Below are 20155 nucleotides of genomic sequence, written 5' to 3'. Positions count from 1 at the left end.
GCGACGCGCAGCAATCCGCGTGCCATCCGACCGCCGCGCCGGCTCAGTCCAAGGAGAACTTCACTGCGGAAAGCGCCGCGAGCAGCCACACCGCGCCGTGCACATCGCGTGCGCGCCCTGCCACTGTCTTGATCGCCACATAGGCGATGAAGCCGAGGCCAATCCCGGTGGCGATGGAGAAGGTGAAAGGCATGGCCATCGCACCCAGGATAGCCGGCAAGTATTCGGTGGAATCCTCCCAGGGCAGGGCTTTCAGCGAATGGGCCATCAGGCAGGCGACGTAGATCAGCGCCGGGGCAGTGGCGAAGGCGGGGATGGCGGCGGCCAGCGGGGCGAGGAACAGGGCCAACAGAAAGAGCACGCCGACCGTCAGCGAAGTGAGCCCGGTGCGGCCGCCGGCCTGGATACCCGCGACGCTTTCGACATAGCTGACGGTGTTGGAGGTGCCGAGAATGGCGCCGATCATCGCGCCGCCGCTATCGGCCATCAGCGCCCGCCCGAGGCGCGGCACGGAGCCGTCCGGACGCATCAGCCCGGCGCGGTGGGTGGTGGCGATCAGCGTGCCGGCATTATCCAGCAGGTCCACCATGAAGAAGGTGAAGACGATGCCGGCGAGGCCGAGTGAGATGGCGCCCGCCAGGTCCATCTGCAGGAAGGTGGGGGCAAGGGAGGGCGGCGTGGAGATGAAGCCGTTGAAGTGGGTGAGTCCGAAGGGGACGCCGGCGAGGGCGGTGAGCAGGATGCCGAGCACGATGCCGCCCGGCACCCGCCGCGCCCCAAGCCCGGCGATCAGCACGAAGCCCGCGCAGCCGAGCAGTACCGGGGTGTCGGAGATCTTGCCCATGGCCACGTAGGTGGCCGGGTGGGCCACCACCAGACCGAGATTCTTCAGCCCGATCAGCCCCAGGAAGAACCCAATTCCCGCGGCCATGCCAAGCTTCAGCGACAGCGGGATGCCGTTGATAAGCCATTGCCGGAAGCCTGCCAGGGAGACGAGCAAGAAGATAACTCCAGACAGGAACACCGCGCCGAGCCCGACCTGCCAGGAGACCCCCATGCCGCCCACCACCGCAAAGGCAAAGTAGGCGTTCAGCCCCATGCCCGGGGCGAGGGCGATGGGATAGTTGGCGAGGAGACCCATGAGCGCGCAGCCAATGGCGGCGGCGAGGCAGGTGGCGACGAAGGCCGCACCCGCATCCAGGCCGGCCGCGGCCATGATCTGCGGGTTGATGACGATGATATAGGCCATCGTCAGGAAGGTCGTGAGCCCCGCCACCATTTCCCTACGCGGGGTGGTGCCGTGTTCGGTGAATCGGAAGAGGCGTTCCATCCGGACTGGTCCCCTGTGCGAATCCGGGGGCGCAAGAAACGTCCCAGCCGGGCATCCCCAATAACGCTGGAGGAAGGGATTTCGTCCCGCCGCCGGGCCTTCGGGCCGGGGCGGAGCTCCCGGCGGGGGGCGGGACGTTGCGCGGGACGGGACGGGGTGTTTCCCTAGGCGGCAACGCCCTGGAGGAAATGACGCATGGCCGGACCGGATCTGCCCCCCGAATCCCTGGAAGCCGATCCCGGCCAGGCCGGGCCTGCCCGGAAGACGCCGGCCCAGCTCCGCTCCGCCCGCTGGTTCGGGCCGGCCGACCTGCGCAGCTTCGGTCACCGGTCCCGCGCCATGCAGATGGGCTACAGCCCGGAGGAATGGACGGGCAAGCCGGTCATCGCGATCATCAACACCTGGTCCGACCTCAACCCCTGCCACGTGCACTTCAAGCAGCGCGTGGACGACGTGAAGCGCGGCGTGCTGATGGCTGGCGGCTTCCCGGTGGAGCTGCCGGCGATTTCAGTCTCGGAAAGCTTCGTCAAGCCGACCACCATGATGTACCGCAACATGCTGGCCATGGAGACGGAGGAGCTGCTGCGCTCCCACCCCGTGGACGGCGCGGTGTTGATGGGCGGCTGTGACAAGACGACGCCGGGCCTGCTGCTGGGCGCCACCAGCATGAACATCCCCTGCATCTTCCTGCCGGCGGGGCCGATGCTGCGCGGGAACTGGCAGGGCAAGGTGCTGGGCTCGGGCTCCGACAGCTGGAAATATTGGGACGAGCTGCGCGCCGGGAAGATCACCGACCAGGACTGGCTGGGGGTGGAGGGCGGGATCGCGCGCTCCTACGGCACGTGCATGACCATGGGCACGGCGAGCACAATGACGGCCATTGCGGAGGCGGTGGGGATGGTCCTGCCGGGCGGGTCCTCCATTCCCGCGGCGGATGCGGGGCATATCCGGCTGGCTTCCGAGAGCGGGCGGCGGATCGTGGAGATGGTATGGGAGGACCTTACCCCCAGCCGCATCCAGTCGAAGGCGGCCTTCGGCAACGCCATCGCGGTGGCCATGGCCATGGGTTGCTCGACGAATGCCATCATCCACCTGATCGCCATGGCGCGGCGGGCGGGGCAGGATATCGGACTGGAGGATTTCGAGCACTACTCGCGCCGCGTGCCGGTGATCGGGAATGTGCGGCCCTCCGGCAATACCTATCTGATGGAGGATTTCTTCTACGCCGGCGGCATCCGCGCGTTGATGGGGCAGATCCGCGAGCATCTCGACCTGTCCTGCGTGACGGTCACGGGAAAGACGCTCGGGGAGAACATCGAGGGCGCAAAGGTGTTCAACGACGACGTGATCCGCAGCACCAGCAACCCGATTTATGGCGAAGGGTCGCTGGCGGTGCTGAAGGGGAACCTGGCGCCCGACGGCTGCGTCATCAAGCCGGCGGCGATGGACCAGCGCTTCCTGAAGCATTCCGGCCCGGCGGTGGTGTTCGACGACTATCCGTCCATGAAGAAGGCAGTGGATGACGAAAGCTATCTCTTCACGCCGGACACGGTGATGGTGCTGCGCAACGCGGGGCCGCAGGGCGGGCCAGGCATGCCGGAATGGGGCATGCTGCCCATGCCGAAGAAGCTGCTGAAGGAAGGGCATCGCGACATGATGCGCATGTCGGATGCCCGCATGTCCGGCACCTCCTACGGCGCCTGCGTGCTGCATGTGGCGCCAGAGTCCTATGTGGGTGGACCCCTGGCACTGCTGCGGAACGGGGATATCGTGACGGTGGACGTGGATGCGCGCAGCATCAACATGGAGGTTTCCGATGAGGAGCTGGCGCGGCGGCGCGCGGAGTGGAAGGCACCGGAACCGCGTTTCGAGCGGGGCTATGGCCTGATGTTCACCAAGCATATCCAGCAGGCGAACGAGGGTTGCGACTTCGACTTCCTGCGCACCGAATACGGCGCGCCCGTGCCCGAACCCGTGATCTACTGAGGAAGCGACCGATGGCCCTGTCCAACGAGACGCGTGAGAAGCTGAAGGCCGTCAGCACCGCGACGCTCGCCACCGCGCTGTTCAAGCGCGGGCTCCGCAACCAGTTTATCCAGGACGTGAAGCCGCTGCGCCCGCGTGCCGAGAGTATGGTCGGCGAGGCCTATACGCTGCGCTACATCCCGGCCCGGGAGGACCTCAACGGCATCGAGGTCTTCAAGGACCCCAACCACCCGCAGCGCAAGGGCGTGGAAAGCTGCCCGCCGGGCGCGGTGCTGGTGATGGACAGCCGCAAGGATGCGCGCGCGGCCTCGGCCGGGTCCATCCTGGTGACGCGGCTGATGGTGCGGGGCGTCGCGGGCGTGGTGACGGATGGCGGGTTCCGTGACGCGCTGGAGATCGCGGCGCTCGACATTCCGACCTATCACAACCGCCCTTCCGCGCCGACAAACCTGACGCTGAACCATGCGATCGACCTTAACGTGCCGATCGGCTGCGGCGATGCGCCGGTCTTCCCGGGCGATGTCATGGTGGGCGATGGCGATGGCGTGATCGTGATCCCGGCGGGAATCGCGGACGAGATCGCGGCGGAGGCGGTGGAGATGACCGCCTATGAGGACTTCGTGACGGAGCGGGTGCGGGGCGGCCAGCCCATCATTGGTCTGTATCCCGCAACCGATCCGGCGAATCTGGAGGCCTTCGCAGCCTGGAGGAAGGAGAAGGGGCGCTAAGCCCCTTCACGAAGGCCCGTCCTCCTCGCCTAGCAGGCGAGAAGCGCGGCGGTGGAGCTTCTCCAGGATGTCGCCCAACGCAGCGATATCCGCCTCCGTCAGCGCATCCGCCAGCTCGGCTTGCAGCGCATGGGCGCGGGGGATGATACGGCGGTAGAGCACCTGCCCGCGCGGCGCGAGACGCAGAAGCTGTGCGCGCTGGTCCTCCGGATGCGGCGTGCGGGCGATGAGGCGCTTGTCCGCCAGCCGGATTACAGCGCGGCTGACCTTCACCCGGTCCATCGCCGTCCGCGCGATCACCGCCTGGGTGGAAAGCGGCTCGCCTTCGCCCAGGACGGCCATGACGCGCCATTCGGGGATCGCGAGGCCGAACTCGGCCTCGTAGCGTGCGGCGAACGCGCGGCTGACGCTCTCGGCCGCAACTGAGATCCGATAGGGAAGGAATTCCGAGAGGCGGAGGGGAGCAGGCTTTGGCGTGGGGATGGGGCACCTCTTGCATCGTCTCATATGAGATGATATTTCTTGAATCATAACATTCCAGTCGAGACGATCGCCAGACGGCGGCGGACAAGCGGCGGAGCGGGAGGGTTCGGTCTTGCACGTCGATTACCAATCCCTCCGCTTCGAGTATCGCCGCTCGCCGGACCAGTCGGCGTCGCAGCGGGCGCATCATCCGGTCGTGGTGGTGGGCGCCGGGCCGGTGGGGCTGGCGACGGCGATCGACTTGGCCCAGTCCGGCCAGCGCGTGCTGCTGCTGGATGACGACCACTGCCTTTCGAGCGGCTCCCGCGCCATCTGCTTCGCCAAGCGCACGCTGGAGATCTTCGACCGGCTGGGCTGCGGTGATCCGATGGTCGAGAAGGGCGTCACCTGGAATCTTGGCCGTATCTTCCACCGTAACGAGCCGGTCTACAGCTTCGATCTGCTACCGGAGGGAGGACATCGCCGGCCGGCCTTCGTCAACCTGCAGCAATACTATGTCGAGGGCTTCCTGCTGGACCGGGCGCGGGCCCTGCCAGGGATCGAGATCCGCTGGGGCAACAAGGTTTCCGGCGTGTCGCCCTCGGAAGATGGGGTTGAACTGACGGTGGAGACGCCGGAGGGCGAGTACCACATCCAGGCTGATTACGTGGTGGCGGCGGATGGGGCGCGCTCCCCGATCCGCAAGGCGCTGGGGCTCGAGAGCAGGGGCCGCAGCTTCCGCGACCGCTTCCTGATCGCCGATGTGCGGATGAAGGCGGATTTCCCGGCGGAGCGCTGGTTCTGGTTCGACCCGCCCTTCCATCCCAACGAGTCCGTGCTGCTGCATAGGCAGCCGGACGGGGTGTGGCGCATTGATTTCCAGCTGGGCTGGGATGCGGATCCCGTGGCCGAGCGGACCCCGGAGCGGGTGATTCCCCGCCTGCGGGCGCTGTTGGGGGCGGATGCCGAATTCGAGCTGGAATGGGTAAGTGTCTACACCTTTTCCTGCCTGAGGATGGAGCGGTTCCGGCACGGGCGGGTGATCTTCGCGGGGGATGCGGCGCATGGCGTCTCGCCCTTTGGTGCGCGCGGCGCGAATAGCGGTGTGCAGGATGCGGAGAACATCGCCTGGAAGCTCGCGCTCGTGCTGCGCGGCGAAGCGCCGGATACCCTGCTCGACAGCTATGATGCGGAGCGTGTGGCAGCGGCGGATGAGAACATCCTGAACTCGACGCGCTCGACGGATTTCATCACGCCGAAGAACGCCGCGAGCCGCGCCTTCCGCGACGCGACGCTGGACCTGGCACGGGATTGCGCCTTCGCCCGGCGGCTGGTGAACAGCGGGCGGCTGTCGCTGCCCTGCACCTACCACGACTCACCACTGAACACGCCGGATGCCGAGACCTTCGCCGGCCCGCTGGTGCCGGGCGCGCCGGCACCGGATGCGCCGCTGGTTGTCGATGGCAGGCCGGACTGGCTTCTGCGCCGCCTTGGCGGCGAGTTCAGCCTGCTGCATTTCAGGAAGGCCGCCCCCGCCATGCCCGAGACCGTGCCACCGGTGCGCCTGGTGACGGTGGCGCCTGGGGAGGATGCGGAGGGGATGGCGGCCCGCCGATACGATGCACGGCCGGGCACCACCTATCTCATCCGGCCGGACCAGCATGTCTGCGCCCGGTGGCGCCGCTTCGATCCCGATGCGGTGAGCAGGGCGCTTGGCCGCGCGACGGGGCGGGCGTGATGTTGAACACCGAACCCAATATCGCGGCACCCGATGATTTCTACGAGGCCCTGCTGTCGATCCACCAGGACCTCACGCCCGAGCAAAGCCGCGTGGTGGATGCGCGGCTGATCCTGCTACTCTGCAACCACATCGGCGACCTTGGGGTGCTGCGCCAGGCGATGGTACGGGCACGGCAGGGGATCGAGCCAGCCGGCCGCGACGCGGCCATCGCGGCCAGCGCTTGAAACCGAAGGAAGGAACGAGAATGTCTGGCTTCGCCAGTATCAATGACCTCGCCGAGAAGACCATCTCCTTCGACGAGCTCGGGCCGGGCCTTTACGGCTACACCGCGGAGGGCGATCCGAATTCGGGCGTGGTCATCGGCGATGACAGCGTGCTGGTGGTGGATGCCCAGGCGACGCCGCGCATGGCGCAGGACGTGATCGCGCGCATCCGCACCGTGACCGACAAGCCGGTGAAGCACATCGTGCTGTCGCATTACCACGCGGTGCGGGTGCTGGGCGCCTCCGGCTACGAGGGCGCGCAGATCATCGCCTCGGATGTCACGCGGGACCTGATCGTCGAGCGCGGGCAGCAGGACATGGACAGCGAGATCGGCCGCTTCCCGCGCCTGTTCCGCGGCAAGGAAAGCATCCCAGGCCTCACCTGGCCGAATGTCACCTTCCAGAAGAAGATGACCTTGTGGATGGGCAAGCGCGAGGTTCAGATCATTCATATCGGCCGTTCCCACACGGCGGGGGATACGGTGGTTTGGCTGCCGAAGGAGCGCGTGCTCTTCTCGGGCGATTGCGTGGAGTACGGCGCCACCCCCTATTGCGGCGACGCGCATTTCGCGGATTGGGCGGGCACGCTTGACGCGATTCGGGCGCTGAAGCCGGTTGCGGTGGTCCCGGGGCGCGGCGCGTCGCTGGTGACGTCGGACCAGATCGAGGAGGGGTTGAAGGGCACGGCGGACTTCACCTCGGATTTATTCAGCATTGCGAAGAATGGCGTCGCCGCGGGCCATTCGCTCAAGCAGGTCTATGATGCGGCGATGTCGGCGATGCGGCCGAAATACGGGCATTGGGTGATCTTCGAGCATTGCATGCCCTTCGACGTGTCGCGCGCCTATGACGAGGCAAAGGGACTGGATCATCCCCGCACCTGGACCGCCGAGCGCGATGTCGAAATGTGGAAGGCGCTGGAGCGCGGTACAGAGATGAAATCCGCCGAGATCGGCAGCTGAGATCACGCTGGCAGAGGAGGTTCCTCCGATGAATGCCCCGTTTCGCCCGCAATCGCTGACGGCCAATGACACGGGCTACATGCCTGGTTTCGGCAACGGCTTCGAGACCGAGGCCCTGCCGGGAGCACTGCCGATCGGCCGGAACTCGCCGCAGCGCTGCGCCTATGGGCTTTATGCGGAGCAGCTTTCCGGCTCACCCTTCACCGCGCCGCGTGCGACGAATGAACGGTCCTGGCTCTACCGCATCCGCCCGACCGTGGCGCATTGGGGAGAGTTCGAGAAGGTCGGCGCTGGGCTTTGGCGCACTGCGCCCTGCGCGGAGGTGGATCTCCCGCTGGCCCCTCTGCGCTGGGACCCGATCCCGCTACCGGAGGAGAAGCTCTCTTTCCTGGAGGGTATCCGCACCATCACCACCGCGGGCGATGCCGGCAGCCAGTCCGGCATGGGCGCGCATGTCTATCTCGCCACGCGCTCCATGAAGGATGAGTATTTCTACAATGCCGATGGCGAGATGATGGTGGTGCCCCAGCATGGCGCCCTTCGCTTCGCGACCGAGTTCGGCGTGATCGACGTGGCGCCGGGTGAGATCGCGGTGATCCCGCGCGGCGTGAAGATCCGGGTGGAGCTGCAAGGTGGGCCTGCACGCGGCTATCTATGCGAGAATTACGGCGGCGCCTTCACCCTGCCTGAACGCGGGCCGATCGGGGCGAATTGCCTGGCCAACCAGCGCGACTTCCTCACGCCGGTGGCGGCCTATGAGGATCGTGACGCGCCCTCCTTGCTCATGGTGAAGTGGGGCGGGCAGTTGTGGCGAACGGAGATCGCGCATTCTCCGCTCGATGTGGTGGCCTGGCACGGCAACTACGCACCGTATAAGTACGATTTGAGGCGCTTCTCGCCGGTCGGGCCCATTCTGTTCGACCATGCGGATCCGTCGATCTTCACTGTGCTGACTTCGCCAAGCGAGACACCGGGCACGGCCAATATCGATTTCGTGATCTTTCCCGATCGCTGGCTGGTGGCCGAGAACACCTTCCGCCCGCCCTGGTACCATATGAACGTGATGAGCGAGTTCATGGGGCTGATCGAGGGCGTGTATGATGCCAAACCGGGCGGCGGCTTCGTGCCGGGCGGCTTCTCGCTGCACAACTGCATGCTGCCGCATGGCCCGGACATGGCGGCCTTCGAAGGGGCCAGCAATGCGGAGCTGAAGCCGCACAAGCTGGAGGGAACGCTGGCCTTCATGTTCGAGACGCGCCTGCCCCAGCGCGTGACACGCTATGCCGCCGAGGCGCCGCAGTTCCAGAAGGACTACGCCACCTATGGTCGCGCCCTGCGCAAGCATTTCAACCCGAACCAGCGGTAGATGATGACCGACGCGACCCACGACCCGGCGCTGCGCAGCTGGGTGGAGTCCGCCAACGGGCATCCGGACTTCCCGATCCAGAACCTGCCGCTCGGCGTCTTCATCCCGCTGGATATGGGGCCAGCACGAGTCGGCGTGGCGATCGGGGACCGGATCCTCGATCTCACCATGGCGCCAGTGGCCGAGGATGTGCGGGAGGCGTCAGCAAATGCCTCGCTGAACGCGCTTTTCGCCCTGGGCGAGGGGCCTCGGAAGCTGCTGCGCCACCGCCTTTCGAGCCTGCTTGCGGAGGGCAGCGGACGCAGGGTGGCACTCGAGCAGCATCTGCATCCGATGGAGGCCTGCACGCTGTTGCTGCCCGCCCGGATCGGCGACTACACGGACTTCTATGTCGGCATCCATGACGCAACCAATGTCGGCAAGGTATTCCGGCCGGACAATCCGCTGCTGCCGAACTACAAGCATGTGCCGATCGGGTATCACGGCCGCGCCTCCTCCGTGCGCGTCTCGGGCACGCCGGTCCGGCGGCCCAAGGGCCAGCTCAAGGCGCCGGATTCCAACCCCCCGCATTTCGGGCCCTGCGAGCGGCTGGATTTCGAGCTGGAGATGGGCGTCTGGATCGGGCCGGGCAATGCGCTCGGCGATCCCATCCCCATCGACAGGGCGGAGGCGCATATTGCGGGATATGGGCTGCTCAACGACTGGTCCGCGCGCGACATACAGGCCTGGGAGTACCAGCCGCTCGGCCCGTTTCTGGCGAAGAACTTCGGTTCCACCGTTTCGCCCTGGGTGGTGACGCCGGAGGCGCTGGAGCCGTACCGCATCGCGCAGCCCGCACGCCCCGAGGGTGACCCGGCGCCACTCCCCTATCTGCTGGATGCGGCCGACCAAGCGCGCGGCGCCTTTGATCTCGCGCTGGAGGTGCTCATCCTGACATCCGCGATGCGGGAGAAGGGCATGCCGCCACACCGGCTCGCCCTGTCCAACGCGCGGCACATGTACTGGACGGTCGCTCAGATGGTGGCGCATCACAGCTCCAACGGATGCGACCTGAACCCAGGCGACCTGCTCGGCTCGGGCACGATTTCCGCACCCGGTACCGGCGGCTTCGGCAGCCTGCTGGAAGCCACCAGAGGCGGGAAGGAGCCGGTCCAACTTCCCTCGGGCGAGACGCGGCGCTTCCTGGAAGATGGGGACGAGATCATTCTTCGCGCGCGCGCGGCGCGTGACGGCTTCGCGGGCATCGGATTCGGGGATTGCCGGGCAGTCATTCTGCCGGCCAACTGAAGCGTCGGAGAAAGGCCAGCCGAAAGAGCCGGCGTCGGGAAGGAAGAACCATGAGGGACATCATCCTGGGTCGTCGTGCCCTGCTGGGTGCTGGTTTGGCGGGGACACTCCCAGCCATGCCGGCCCTTGCCGCCTATCCGGAGCGCACGCTGCGCTGGATCGTCGCCTATGCGGCGGGTGGTGGCACGGATACCCTGGCACGCCTGATCGGCGCCAACCTGTCGCAGCGGATCGGCCAACCGGTGGTGGTCGAGAACCGGCCGGGCGCCGCGACGAATATCGGCGCCGAGGCGGCGGCCAAATCGGCGCCTGATGGCTACACCGTCTTCACCGCCGATAATGGTACGTTGGTCTTCAACACCGCCCTGTTCCGCCGCCTTCCCTATGACCCGGCGAAGGACTTTCGGCCCGTGGGGCTGATGGCGCGCTTTCCGCTGTTCCTCGCAGTCGGGGAGAAGGCGCCGGCGGAGAGCGCGCAGGCGCTGATCGCGAAGGCGAAGGCCGCGCCCGGCACGATCGACTGCGCGACGCCCGGCATCGGCTCGCCGCACCACCTTGCGATGGAGCGAATGGCGCGCGAGGCCGGGGCGCGCTTCAACCACGTGCCCTATCGTGGCGCGGCGCCGGCGCTGAACGACCTGCTGGCCGGCACCATCCCGATGATGGTGCTCGACTATCCTTCAGGCGCCGAGCACCTGCGGAGCGGACGGGTGAAGGCGCTCGCGGTCCTGTCGGCCCGCCCGCTGGAGGACCTGCCCGCCGTACCCACGGTACGGGACTCGATGGGCCTTCGGGGCTTCGAGGCCTATGCTTGGCAGGGCATGGTGGTGCCAAAGGCGACGCCTGATCCGGTGGTGTCGCATCTGACGAAGGAACTGGACGCCTCCATCCGCGACACCGCGGTTCGGGCGCGCATGCAGCAGATCGGCCTGGAGCCGCTCACCGGCGGGCCCGCCGAGTTCGAGACGTTGTTGGAGCGCGAGCGGAGCACCTGGCTACCGCTGATCCGCGACCTCAACATCACCCTGGACTGAACCGGGGGTATGGCAGGACGGGCGCAATGCGCCTGCACGGGTACTTCCGGTCGTCGGCGGCCTGGCGGGTACACATCGCGCTCCACCTCAAGGGCCTGCCGGTGGAGCACCGATTGCACCACCTGCGCCGCGTCGGGCAGCGGGCGCCGGACTGGCTGCGCCTGAGCCCACAGGGGCTGGCGCCGGCGCTGGAGACGGATGGCAGGGTGGTGCTCACCCAATCCATGGCCATTTGCGAATGGCTGGACAAGACGCATCCGGAACCGCCGCTGCTGCCCGGCACCGCACTCCAGCGGGCGCGTATCCGCGCCTTCGCCCAGGCCATCGCCCGCGACATCCGCCCGGTGCAAAATCCGAAGGTGTTTGCCCGCCTGCGCCGGTCATCCGGCCTTCCTCGCCGCGGCGCCGGAGAGGCCGGCGGATGCCGAATAGGGCTGCCGGGCCGGGGAGGGGAATGGCATTCCTCCTGGCGGCCCCGCCGCAGCATGGGGCTACCACGTCGGGCCTGATCTTTGGGAAACAGCGCTCTTTCCGGTGGGGGTCCGGCTTCTTAGCCTTACAGGCATGAACGACACGCCCTCTCGCGCCGCCCCGTTCGGCCATCGCCGGGGCTGTTGTCGCGGTTAAGCCGCCGCGCCGACCCTCCCCGCCGCGCCACGCGGCGCCCTGCCTCGCCGGAGTTCCCATGTCCGACACGCACGCCATCGGCGGGCGTGGAGCCGTCGCGCCTTCCGCGCCGCTCCGCGTCCCCTTCTCCTTCCCGCGGCCCGATCTTTCACGCTACCGCCGCTTCCTCTCGCCGCTGGTGATCGTGCTGCTTTGGCAGGCGGCTTCCATGGCAGGGCTGATCGCGCCGCGGACGCTGGCGGCGCCCACCACCATTATCGCCACCACCTGGGAGCTGCTGCTCTCGGGTGAGCTGCCGCATCACCTCCTCGTCTCGCTGGCCCGCGTGGCTTCGGGGTTGGCGATCGGCGTCTCAACGGGTGTGGCGCTGGCGCTGGTCGCGGGGCTGTCCAGGCGCGGCGAGGACATCGTCGATGCGCCGATGCAGATGCTGCGCACGCTGCCCTTCCTCGCGCTGGTTCCCCTGTTCATCCTGTGGTTCGGCATCGGCGAGACGCCGAAGATCGCGCTCGTCTCGCTGGGCAGCGCCTTCCCCGTCTATCTGACCCTCTTCTCCGGCATCCGTGGCGTCGATCCCAAGCTGGCGGAGGCGGGCCGGGTCTTCGGGCTCGACCGCCGGGGGCTGGTCCGCCACGTCATCCTGCCCGGCGCGCTGCCTTCCGGCCTGGTGGGGCTGCGCTACGCCTTCGGCAGCGCCTGGCTGAGCCTGGTGATCGCGGAGCAAATCAACGCCACCGCCGGCATCGGCTTCCTGATCAACGATGCGCGCGACTTCCTGCGCACCGACGTGATCGTGGTCGGCCTTCTCGTCTACGCGCTGCTCGGCCTCGGTGCCGATGCGCTGGTGCGGGCCTTCGAGCGGCGGGCTTTGGCCTGGCGCCCCAATCTGATCAAGGGCTGAGTGCCATGACGCAGACCAATGACCGCACCGTCTCGGTGCGCGGGCTGACCCGCCGCTTCGGCAGCAACACCGTGCTGCACGGGCTCGACCTGGAGCTGGAGCCGGGCTCCTTCGTCGCTCTTCTGGGCCGCTCCGGCTCGGGCAAGACTACCCTGCTGCGCACGCTGGCGGGGTTGGACGCCGCGCCGGCCGATGCGGAACTTCGCCTGCCGGATGCCGTCGCCGTGGTGTTCCAGGAGCCGCGCCTGCTGCCCTGGAAGCGCGTGTGGAACAACGTCGCGCTGGGCCTGCCCGGATCGGGCGTGAAGGGGCGGGCCGAACGGGCGCTCGGCGAGGTGGGGCTGGCGAAGCACCACGAGGCTTGGCCCGCGACGCTTTCGGGTGGCGAGGCGCAGCGTGTGGCACTGGCCCGCGCGCTGGTGCGCGAGCCGCGCCTCCTGTTGCTAGACGAGCCCTTCGCGGCGCTGGACGCGCTGACCCGCATCCGCATGCATGCGCTGGTGCTGGACCTGTGGCGCGCCCATGGGCCGACGACGCTGATCGTCACGCATGACGTGGACGAGGCGGTGCTGCTGGCGGACCGCGTTCTGGTGCTCGACGCGGGCCGGATCGCGGCGGATATCAAGGTCGATATTCCGCGCCCCCGTGGCCATGGCGATGCGCGCTTCGCGGCGCTGCGCCGCCGTCTGCTCTCCGAACTCGGCGTCGAGGCCGAGGTCATCCGGGAAGCCGCGTGATGTTCCGCGCCGCACGCCGCGCGGCCATCCTCGGCGCGCTTGCCATGCCTTCCCTGGCGTGGGCCCAGGCGCCCGTTACCTTGCGCGCGGTGCTGGACAATGTCTCGCAGCCACGCCGCCTGGCGCCGGTGGATGATGCGGCCGTCGCGTCCCACCAAGCCGTGGCGGACGAATTCGCGCGGATCGGCGTCATTCCGCGGCGCGTGAATGTGGCGCCCCCGTGGGACCGCAACTTCGCACGGCTGGGGCGCGCGTAATGGACGGCACCATCCTTGCGAGCCGCACGGATCTGTTCCGCGACCTCGCGCGGCGCTTCGCCGAGAGCGCCGCGGTGCATGACCGCGAGGGCAGCTTCCCGCATGAGAACATCACCGCATTGCGGGATGCGGGCTTGTTGGGGCTGACCGTTCCGCCGGAGCTCGGCGGCGCGGGGATTGGTCTGGAGCGGGCGGTCCAGGTGGTCGGGGCGATCGCCGAAGGCTGCCCGGCCACCGCGCTGATCCTGGCCATGCAGTTTATCCAGCAGCGGGGGATCGCGCGGAACCCCGCGGTGTCGCCGGCCATCCGGGCGAGGCTCGGCCGCGGCGCGGTGCAGGATGGCGAGGTCATCAACGCGCTGCGGGTGGAGCCGGAGTTGGGCACGCCGGCGCGGGGCGGGCTGCCCGCCAGCATTGCGCGCCGCGTGCCGGGCGGCTGGTCGCTTAGTGGGCGGAAGATCTACTCGACGGGATCGCCGGCGCTCAGCTGGGGGCTGGTCTGGGCGCGAACGGATGAGGCGGTGCCGCGCACCGGCCTTTTCCTGCTTCCGATGAAGGCGCCAGGCGTGCAGATCGTGGAGACCTGGGACCAGGCCGGGCTCCGCGCCTCAGGCAGCCACGACGTGCTGTTCAACGGCGTTGCCTTGCCAGAGGACCATGCGCTGGAACTTCGCGCGCCAGATGCCTGGACCGACCGGGACCTGGATGCCGTCGCCTGGAACACCCTGTTGATCGCGGCCCTCTACACCGGGGTGGCGCGGGCGGCGCGGGACTGGCTGATCGGCTTCCTGCGGGCTCGTGTGCCTGCCAATCTTGGCAAGCCCCTCGCCACCCTGCCGCGCATGCAAGAGGCCGTCGGGCGGATCGAGGCGCTGATCCTGACCAATGAGCGTCTGGTCGCCGGCGCTGCCCGCGAAGAAGGCACCACGGCCACGCAGCTTGGCCTGGTGAAGACGATCGCCGCCGACAATGCCATCGCCGCCGTGCAGGAGGCCGTTGCCCTGTGCGGCAACCATGCTCTCGCCCGATCCAACCCGCTTGAGCGGCATATGCGCGACGTGTTCTGCGCCCGCATTCACACGCCGCAGCCCGACGCAGCGCTTCTCGCGGCCGGTCGTGCCGCGCTCATCCCCGCCTGACGAAAGAGGAACGCCATGAGCCTCAACACCCTGCCCAGGGACGGTGTCGAATTCATCGGCATGGTCCAGCCGCGCCAGCAGTCGGAAATCCATCCGCCGCGCGGGCCGGCCATCGACCCCGGCTATCTCGTCGCCTCCGCCCAGGCGCATGATGAGGGCGGCTTCGACCGCATCCTCATCGGCTGGTACTCGGACGGGCCCGATGGGCTCCAGCTTGCAGCCCATGCCGGCGCGCATACGCGGAACGTGGGATTCCTCGTCGCGCATCGCCCGGGCTTCATCGCGCCGACCAACGCGGCGCGTGCCTACAACACGCTCGACCAGCTGACCGGTGGCCGCGCCGCCATCCATGTGATCTCGGGCGGCGACGATGCCGACCAGGCGCGGGACGGCGACTGGCTCTCCAAAGACGAGCGGTATGCGCGCACCGACGAGTATGTCTCCATCCTGAAGTCGGTCTGGACCGGGGATGCGCCAATGGACCATGAGGGCGCCTATTACCGCATCAAGGGTGCCTCGCCGGCAGTGCGCAGCGTGCAGTCGCCGCGCATCCCTGTGTATTTCGGCGGCGCCTCGGAGGCCGCGCTGCGCGTGGCGGGCAAGCATGCCGATGTCTATGCGCTCTGGGGCGAGACCCACGGTCAGGTGCGCGAGATCATCAGCCGCGTGCGCGCCGAGGCGGCGAAGCATGGAAGGCAGGAGCAGATTCGCTTTTCCCTCTCCTTCCGCCCGATCCTGGCGGATACGGAGGATGCGGCCTGGGGACGGGCCGAGGCCATTCTCGACCGTGTCCGAGCCGTGCGGGGCAAGGCGGCGCTCGGGCCTGCGAATGGCGCGCCGCAGAATGCGGGCTCTCAGCGCCTCCTCGCCGCGGCCGCGCTGGGTGACCGGCCGGAGGGGCGGCTCTACACCGCCATCGCGCGTGAGACGGGCGCTCGCGGCAACACCACGGCACTGGTCGGCACCCCCGAGCAGGTGGCTCGGGCCTTCCTCGACTACTATGACCTCGGCGTGACCACCTTCCTCATACGGGGCTTCGACCCGCTGGAGGATGCGGTGGAATATGGCCGCTCCCTTCTGCCGATCACGCGGCGGTTGGTGGCCGAGCGCCTCGCGCAGCGTGTGCAGGTGGCCGCAGAATGATCGGGCGCCGTCTTCTCCTCGCGGGTGCGGCGGTGCTCGCCGCTCCCCGCATCCTTCGCGCCCAGGCGCCGCTGCGCGTGGGCGACCAGCGCGGCAATGCGAGGGCGGTGATGGAGGTCTCCGGCCAGCTCGCCGGCTTCGGCAACCGCATCGCCTGGAGCGAGTTCCCCGCCGCCGCCCCGCTGGTGGAGGCTTTGAACGCCGACGCCATCGACACAGGGCTGGTGGGCGACGCGCCCTTCACCTTCGGCGCCGCCGCCGGCGTGCCGATCAAGGCGATCGCGGCCACGCGGGAGAACCGGGGTGGCCTCGCCATCATCGTGCCGAAGGACAGCCCCGTGCAGTCTTTCGCCGAGTTGAAGGGCAAGCGGATTGCAACGGGGCGCGGTTCCATCGGGCATCAGGTGGTGCTGGCGGCGCTGGAAGCCGCCAAGCTGCCGCTGGATGCCGTGCAGTTCGTCTTCCTGCTGCCGGCCGATGCCAAGGCCGCCTATGCCAGCGGCGCCGTCGATGCCTGGGCCACCTGGGAGCCCTATGTCTCGCAGGAGGAGGTGCTGTCCGGCGCCCGTCGTGTGGTGTCGGGGGAGGGCATCACGCCCGGGCTCGGCTTCCAGGCCGCGCGGACCGACGCCATCGCAGCGCGGCGGGACGATCTGGCGGAGTTCGTCCGTCGCCTCGCCGCGGCGCGGTCCTGGGCGAATGCCAATGTCGCGGGCTATGCGAAGACGTGGTCGGAACTGATGAACGTTCCTGCCCCGGTGGCGCAGCATTGGTTTGAGCGCGCGGGGACGCGTGTGGTGCAGATCGACGATGCCGTGGCGGTGGACGAGCAGAAGAACATCGACCTCTATACGCGCGCCCGGCTGGTCCGCCGACGCATCGAGGCCCGTGACCTGCTCGACTCCTCCTTCAACGAGGCCATTCAGGCCGGCAACCGCGGCGCTTGACGCCGCAGGGTGCCGCCGCAACCTTCCCCCCCGGGGACGACCATTGACTAGGAAGGAATGACCATGCCCGACGGAACCATCGCCAAGCCGAACCAGACCGTGGACTGGCGCAACAAGGGCATCAAGCATATCCGCGCCACGGATAAGAGCTGCGACACGCCCGAGACGCTGGGCATGAACCGCGAGGTCGCGATCAGCGGCAGCCGCACCGGTTCCGTTGCGCTCTGGGCCGGCACGAATCGGATCGAGCCGAGTTCCCAGACCGGCCCGCATCACCACGGCCATCTGGAGAGCGTGATCTACGTCATCAGCGGCACGGCCCATATGCGCTGGGGCGACCGGCTGGAATTCATCACCGAGGCGAAGGCGGGCGACTTCTTCCTTGTGCCGCCCTACGTGCCGCACCAGGAGATCAACGCCTCCAAGACCGAGGTGCTGCACTGCGCGCTGGTCCGCAGCGGCGTCGAGGAGGTGGTGATCAACCTGCCCGACCTCGACATCGTCGAGACGCCGGAATGGGTGAACGTCAGCAGCGCCAAGGGTGATGCGAGCCATCGCTGACAACGAGCTGGCCGGCGGAGCCCCCGCCGGCCGGATCAGCCTGATGGACGAAATCGACCGCAAGATCATTGGCCTGCTGCAGGAGGACGCGACGCTCTCCGTCGCGCAACTGGCTGACAAGGTGGGGCTGTCGCCCACGCCGTGCTGGAAGCGCGTGCAGAAGCTGGAGGCGAATGGCGTCATCACCCGCCGGGTCGCCCTGGTGGATCCGGATAAGATCGGCGTCGGTATGGTCGTCTATGTGGCGATCGAGGCCGGCGACCATACGCCTGAGTGGTTGCGTCATTTCTCCACCGCCATCGCCTCCATGCCCGAGGTGATGGAGGCGCATCGCATGGCGGGCGAGGTGGACTACATGCTGCGCGTGGCGGTGACCGGCATGTCGGAGTTCGACTCCTTCTACAAGCGCCTCATTGAGGCTGTGCCGATGCGCAATGTTACCTCGCGCTTCGCCATGGAACAGCTGAAGCACACCACCGCCTATCCGCTGCACCGCGGCAACTTCCGGGACCGGTCCGGGCGGGACGGGGAGGGGTAGGGTCAACCGGGGCGCGCCGGCGCCGTTCTCCCCTGGGCCAAGTAAGGCCTTAGGAGGGCCCATGAGCATTTTCCGTTCCATCATGTCTAAGATCTTCAGCCATCCGGCAGCGGCCGCCAGTGCCCCGCCGGAGGTGGCATCCACCACGGGCGCCGCGGCCGCGCCAGCCGCTGCATCCGCCAGTGGCAGCGCCCCGCCGGAAGTGGCGCCCGCCACGCGCGATGCGACCTCGGCCGCCGGCACCCCCTCCCCAGCTCAGCCGGTAGATGTCGGGGCGGTGCTGACCGAGATAGCCTTGAAAAACCCGCAGAAACTCAACTGGCAGCAGTCCATAGTGGACCTGATGAAGCTGCTGGACCTCGACAGCAGCCTCGGCGCCCGTAAGGAGCTGGCTGGGGAGTTGGGATATACCGGTAGCACCGAGGATTCCGCGGCGATGAATATCTGGCTGCACAAGCAGGTCATGCAGAAGCTCGCCGAAAACGGCGGCAAGGTGCCCGACAGTCTCAAGGGCTGACGCCGGCAGGGTCCGGCCCGACCAGGCCGGGCCCGACTGCGGGGCAATAACGTAACGGTAGCGCTCACGTGCAGGCTGGACACATGGACCAAGCCGCTCCTGAATGTCGGTCGGACATGGGGAGAAGCGGCGTGGACAGCATCATGCAGGCCAGCTATCGGCCAGACGACTTCCGGCAACTGACCTTCCATGACGCCACCGCGGCCTTCAGGGACGGGTCCGACACGCCGCGCGCCTATCTTGAACGGTGCCTGGAGACGATTGCGGCGCGGGAGCCGGTGGTCCGCGCTTTCGTCGTGATCAATGAGGCTGGGGCGCGCGAAGCGGCCGATGCCAGCACAGCACGCTGGAAGGCCGGCAAACCGCTTTCGCCGATCGATGGAATGCCGATCGGCGCCAAGGATCTGATCGAAACGCGCGACATGCCGACCCAGATGGGCTGCGAGGCCTATCGCGGGAATTTCCCGAAGCGCGACAGCGCCATGATCCGCGCCATGCGGGATGCCGGCGCCATCATCCTCGGCAAGACCGTCACGACGGAGCTGGGGCAGGCCCATCCCGGCCCCACCACCAACCCCTTCGATGCCCGCCACACGCCAGGCGGTTCGTCCTCCGGCTCGGCCGCCGCCGTGGGCGCGCGGATGGTGCCGGCGGCGATCGGGACCCAGGTGGGCGGCTCGATCATCCGGCCGGCCAGCTATTGCGGCAACGTGGCGCTGAAGCCGACCCAGGGCGCGATCAACCGCGGCGAGCGGCAGGGGCTTTCCCAGAGCACGGCCGGTGTGCATGCCGGTTCCATCCAGGACATGTGGCTGGTGGCCAAGGCGATCGCGCTGCGCGCCGGTGGCGACCCGGGTTCACCCGCGCTCTTCGGTCCCGACGCGCCGCCGGCCGCGCAGCGGCCCGCGCGGCTCATCGTCATGGAGGGCGAGGGTTGGGCGCTCATGGACGAGGAATCCCGCCGCGCATTCGAAGAGGTCCTTGAAGGGCTTCGTACCGCAGGAGTGGAGTTGCTGACCCGCGCGGATGCCCCGGCCATTGAGGCCTTCGAGCGCAGCATCGCCAATGCCAAGGCGGTGACCAATGCCATCGGCTCATTCGAAACGCGGTGGAGCCAGCAGAACCTCATCGAAGCCAACCCCGATGGCGTCAGCGAGCGCTTCAAGATCCGCCATGCCGCCGGAATGGCGATGACGCTCGAGGATTATCGCGCCTGCCTACTTCAGCGTGAGGCGATGCGCCGCGCGCTGGCGGATCTGGCGCCGCTGGCGGACGGGCTGATCTCCCCGTCATCGCCCGGACCCGCGCCGGTCTGGGAGGGAGACAAGCCCGGCCAGCCGCCGGCGCCGCGCCCGACAGGCGACGTCGTGTCGAACGCGGCCACGTCGGCGCTGGGCGTGCCATGCGTTACAGTGCCGATGGCTGCGGTGCGCGGCCTGCCGATGGGCGTGCAGGTGATCGGCCATCCGCATATGGATGCCCGGGCCGCCGGAATGGCGCGCTGGATGTTGGAAACGATCCCGCCGGTTTCGGTATGATGCTTTCCAGGTGACGCTCGGCACCGCCTTCCGCATTTCTGGCGGGAGGCGGGCCGCAGAATAATTGCGTGACCCGTTTGTTTTCAGGGCG

Annotated in this window: 21 protein-coding genes; 19 read left to right on the top strand and 2 right to left on the bottom strand. The window is 68.1% G+C overall.

What is annotated here, in order from left to right; translation table 11 throughout:
• Positions 1–43 precede the first annotated feature (43 nt).
• The gene (locus tag GSE44_RS12625; protein ID WP_159349184.1) at positions 44–1330 is read right to left on the bottom strand and encodes an NCS2 family permease; all 1287 of its coding nucleotides are present in this window, start codon (positions 1328–1330) and stop codon (positions 44–46) included.
• 195 nt (positions 1331–1525) lie between these two features.
• Here GSE44_RS12625 and araD point away from each other — a divergent pair, with 195 nt between their 5' ends.
• Together araD and GSE44_RS12615 are read left to right on the top strand one after the other, a co-directional pair.
• The gene (gene araD, locus GSE44_RS12620) at positions 1526–3316 is read left to right on the top strand and encodes an L-arabinonate dehydratase (RefSeq protein ID WP_159349183.1); all 1791 of its coding nucleotides are present in this window, start codon (positions 1526–1528) and stop codon (positions 3314–3316) included.
• An 11-nt stretch (positions 3317–3327) separates the two neighbouring features.
• Positions 3328–4044, top strand: coding sequence for a ribonuclease activity regulator RraA (locus GSE44_RS12615; RefSeq protein ID WP_159349182.1), 717 nt, complete (start codon positions 3328–3330; stop codon positions 4042–4044).
• A gap of 6 nt (positions 4045–4050) precedes the next feature.
• On the opposite strand, the gene GSE44_RS12610 is transcribed toward GSE44_RS12615, so the two are convergent.
• The gene (locus tag GSE44_RS12610) at positions 4051–4551 is read right to left on the bottom strand and encodes a MarR family winged helix-turn-helix transcriptional regulator (RefSeq protein ID WP_235924763.1); all 501 of its coding nucleotides are present in this window, start codon (positions 4549–4551) and stop codon (positions 4051–4053) included.
• A gap of 88 nt (positions 4552–4639) precedes the next feature.
• On the opposite strand from GSE44_RS12610, the gene GSE44_RS12605 reads away from it, so the two are divergent.
• From GSE44_RS12605 to GSE44_RS12525, 17 genes are all read left to right on the top strand, one after another.
• A complete protein-coding gene (locus GSE44_RS12605) occupies positions 4640–6244 on the top strand; it encodes an FAD-dependent oxidoreductase (protein WP_159349180.1) in 1605 nt (534 codons plus the stop codon).
• Positions 6244–6471: a DUF2783 domain-containing protein gene (locus GSE44_RS12600; RefSeq protein ID WP_159349179.1), complete on the top strand. Its 228-nt coding sequence runs from the start codon at positions 6244–6246 to the stop codon at positions 6469–6471. Before GSE44_RS12605 ends, GSE44_RS12600 begins: the two co-directional genes overlap by 1 nt.
• A gap of 20 nt (positions 6472–6491) precedes the next feature.
• A complete protein-coding gene (locus GSE44_RS12595; protein WP_159349178.1) occupies positions 6492–7472 on the top strand; it encodes an MBL fold metallo-hydrolase in 981 nt (326 codons plus the stop codon).
• 28 nt (positions 7473–7500) lie between these two features.
• Complete coding sequence (hmgA, locus tag GSE44_RS12590; protein ID WP_159349177.1) at positions 7501–8838, top strand: homogentisate 1,2-dioxygenase; 1338 nt, start codon at positions 7501–7503, stop codon at positions 8836–8838.
• Between the two features lie 3 nt (positions 8839–8841).
• The gene (gene fahA / locus GSE44_RS12585; RefSeq protein ID WP_159349176.1) at positions 8842–10125 is read left to right on the top strand and encodes a fumarylacetoacetase; all 1284 of its coding nucleotides are present in this window, start codon (positions 8842–8844) and stop codon (positions 10123–10125) included.
• Positions 10126–10175: 50 nt separating this feature from the next.
• Entirely contained in the window at positions 10176–11159 is a 984-nt protein-coding gene (locus tag GSE44_RS12580; RefSeq protein WP_159349175.1) for a Bug family tripartite tricarboxylate transporter substrate binding protein, read from the top strand.
• Between the two features lie 26 nt (positions 11160–11185).
• Entirely contained in the window at positions 11186–11668 is a 483-nt protein-coding gene (locus tag GSE44_RS12575) for a glutathione S-transferase N-terminal domain-containing protein (protein WP_159349174.1), read from the top strand.
• Between the two features lie 176 nt (positions 11669–11844).
• On the top strand, positions 11845–12687 hold the full coding sequence (locus GSE44_RS12570) for an ABC transporter permease (RefSeq protein ID WP_159349173.1): 843 nt from the start codon (positions 11845–11847) through the stop codon (positions 12685–12687).
• Positions 12688–12692: 5 nt separating this feature from the next.
• A complete protein-coding gene (locus tag GSE44_RS12565) occupies positions 12693–13424 on the top strand; it encodes an ABC transporter ATP-binding protein (RefSeq protein ID WP_159349172.1) in 732 nt (243 codons plus the stop codon).
• Entirely contained in the window at positions 13424–13681 is a 258-nt protein-coding gene (locus tag GSE44_RS12560; protein ID WP_159349171.1) for a hypothetical protein, read from the top strand. Before GSE44_RS12565 ends, GSE44_RS12560 begins: the two co-directional genes overlap by 1 nt.
• Positions 13681–14820: an acyl-CoA dehydrogenase family protein gene (locus GSE44_RS12555; protein ID WP_159349170.1), complete on the top strand. Its 1140-nt coding sequence runs from the start codon at positions 13681–13683 to the stop codon at positions 14818–14820. The genes GSE44_RS12560 and GSE44_RS12555 overlap by 1 nt, the downstream gene beginning before the upstream one ends.
• 15 nt (positions 14821–14835) lie before the next feature.
• On the top strand, positions 14836–15963 hold the full coding sequence (locus tag GSE44_RS12550) for an LLM class flavin-dependent oxidoreductase (protein ID WP_159349169.1): 1128 nt from the start codon (positions 14836–14838) through the stop codon (positions 15961–15963).
• Positions 15960–16910, top strand: coding sequence for an ABC transporter substrate-binding protein (locus tag GSE44_RS12545; protein ID WP_159349168.1), 951 nt, complete (start codon positions 15960–15962; stop codon positions 16908–16910). Before GSE44_RS12550 ends, GSE44_RS12545 begins: the two co-directional genes overlap by 4 nt.
• Before the next feature lie 63 nt (positions 16911–16973).
• Positions 16974–17471, top strand: coding sequence for a cupin domain-containing protein (locus GSE44_RS12540; protein ID WP_159349167.1), 498 nt, complete (start codon positions 16974–16976; stop codon positions 17469–17471).
• Positions 17455–18009 (top strand): Lrp/AsnC family transcriptional regulator, encoded by a 555-nt coding sequence (locus tag GSE44_RS12535; RefSeq protein ID WP_328799074.1) that lies wholly within the window; start codon positions 17455–17457, stop codon positions 18007–18009. The genes GSE44_RS12540 and GSE44_RS12535 overlap by 17 nt, the downstream gene beginning before the upstream one ends.
• Before the next feature lie 61 nt (positions 18010–18070).
• Positions 18071–18526: a DUF3597 domain-containing protein gene (locus tag GSE44_RS12530; protein ID WP_159349166.1), complete on the top strand. Its 456-nt coding sequence runs from the start codon at positions 18071–18073 to the stop codon at positions 18524–18526.
• A 131-nt stretch (positions 18527–18657) separates the two neighbouring features.
• On the top strand, positions 18658–20064 hold the full coding sequence (locus tag GSE44_RS12525) for an amidase (protein WP_235924762.1): 1407 nt from the start codon (positions 18658–18660) through the stop codon (positions 20062–20064).
• The last annotated feature ends 91 nt before the right edge of the window (positions 20065–20155 follow it).

Origin of the sequence: Muricoccus harenae (assembly GCF_009848505.1) — a bacterium.
Taxonomy (GTDB): domain Bacteria; phylum Pseudomonadota; class Alphaproteobacteria; order Acetobacterales; family Acetobacteraceae; genus Roseomonas; species Roseomonas harenae.
The sequence above is the reverse complement of the archived record's forward strand: the minus strand, read 5'-3'. Positions and strand labels throughout refer to the sequence as shown.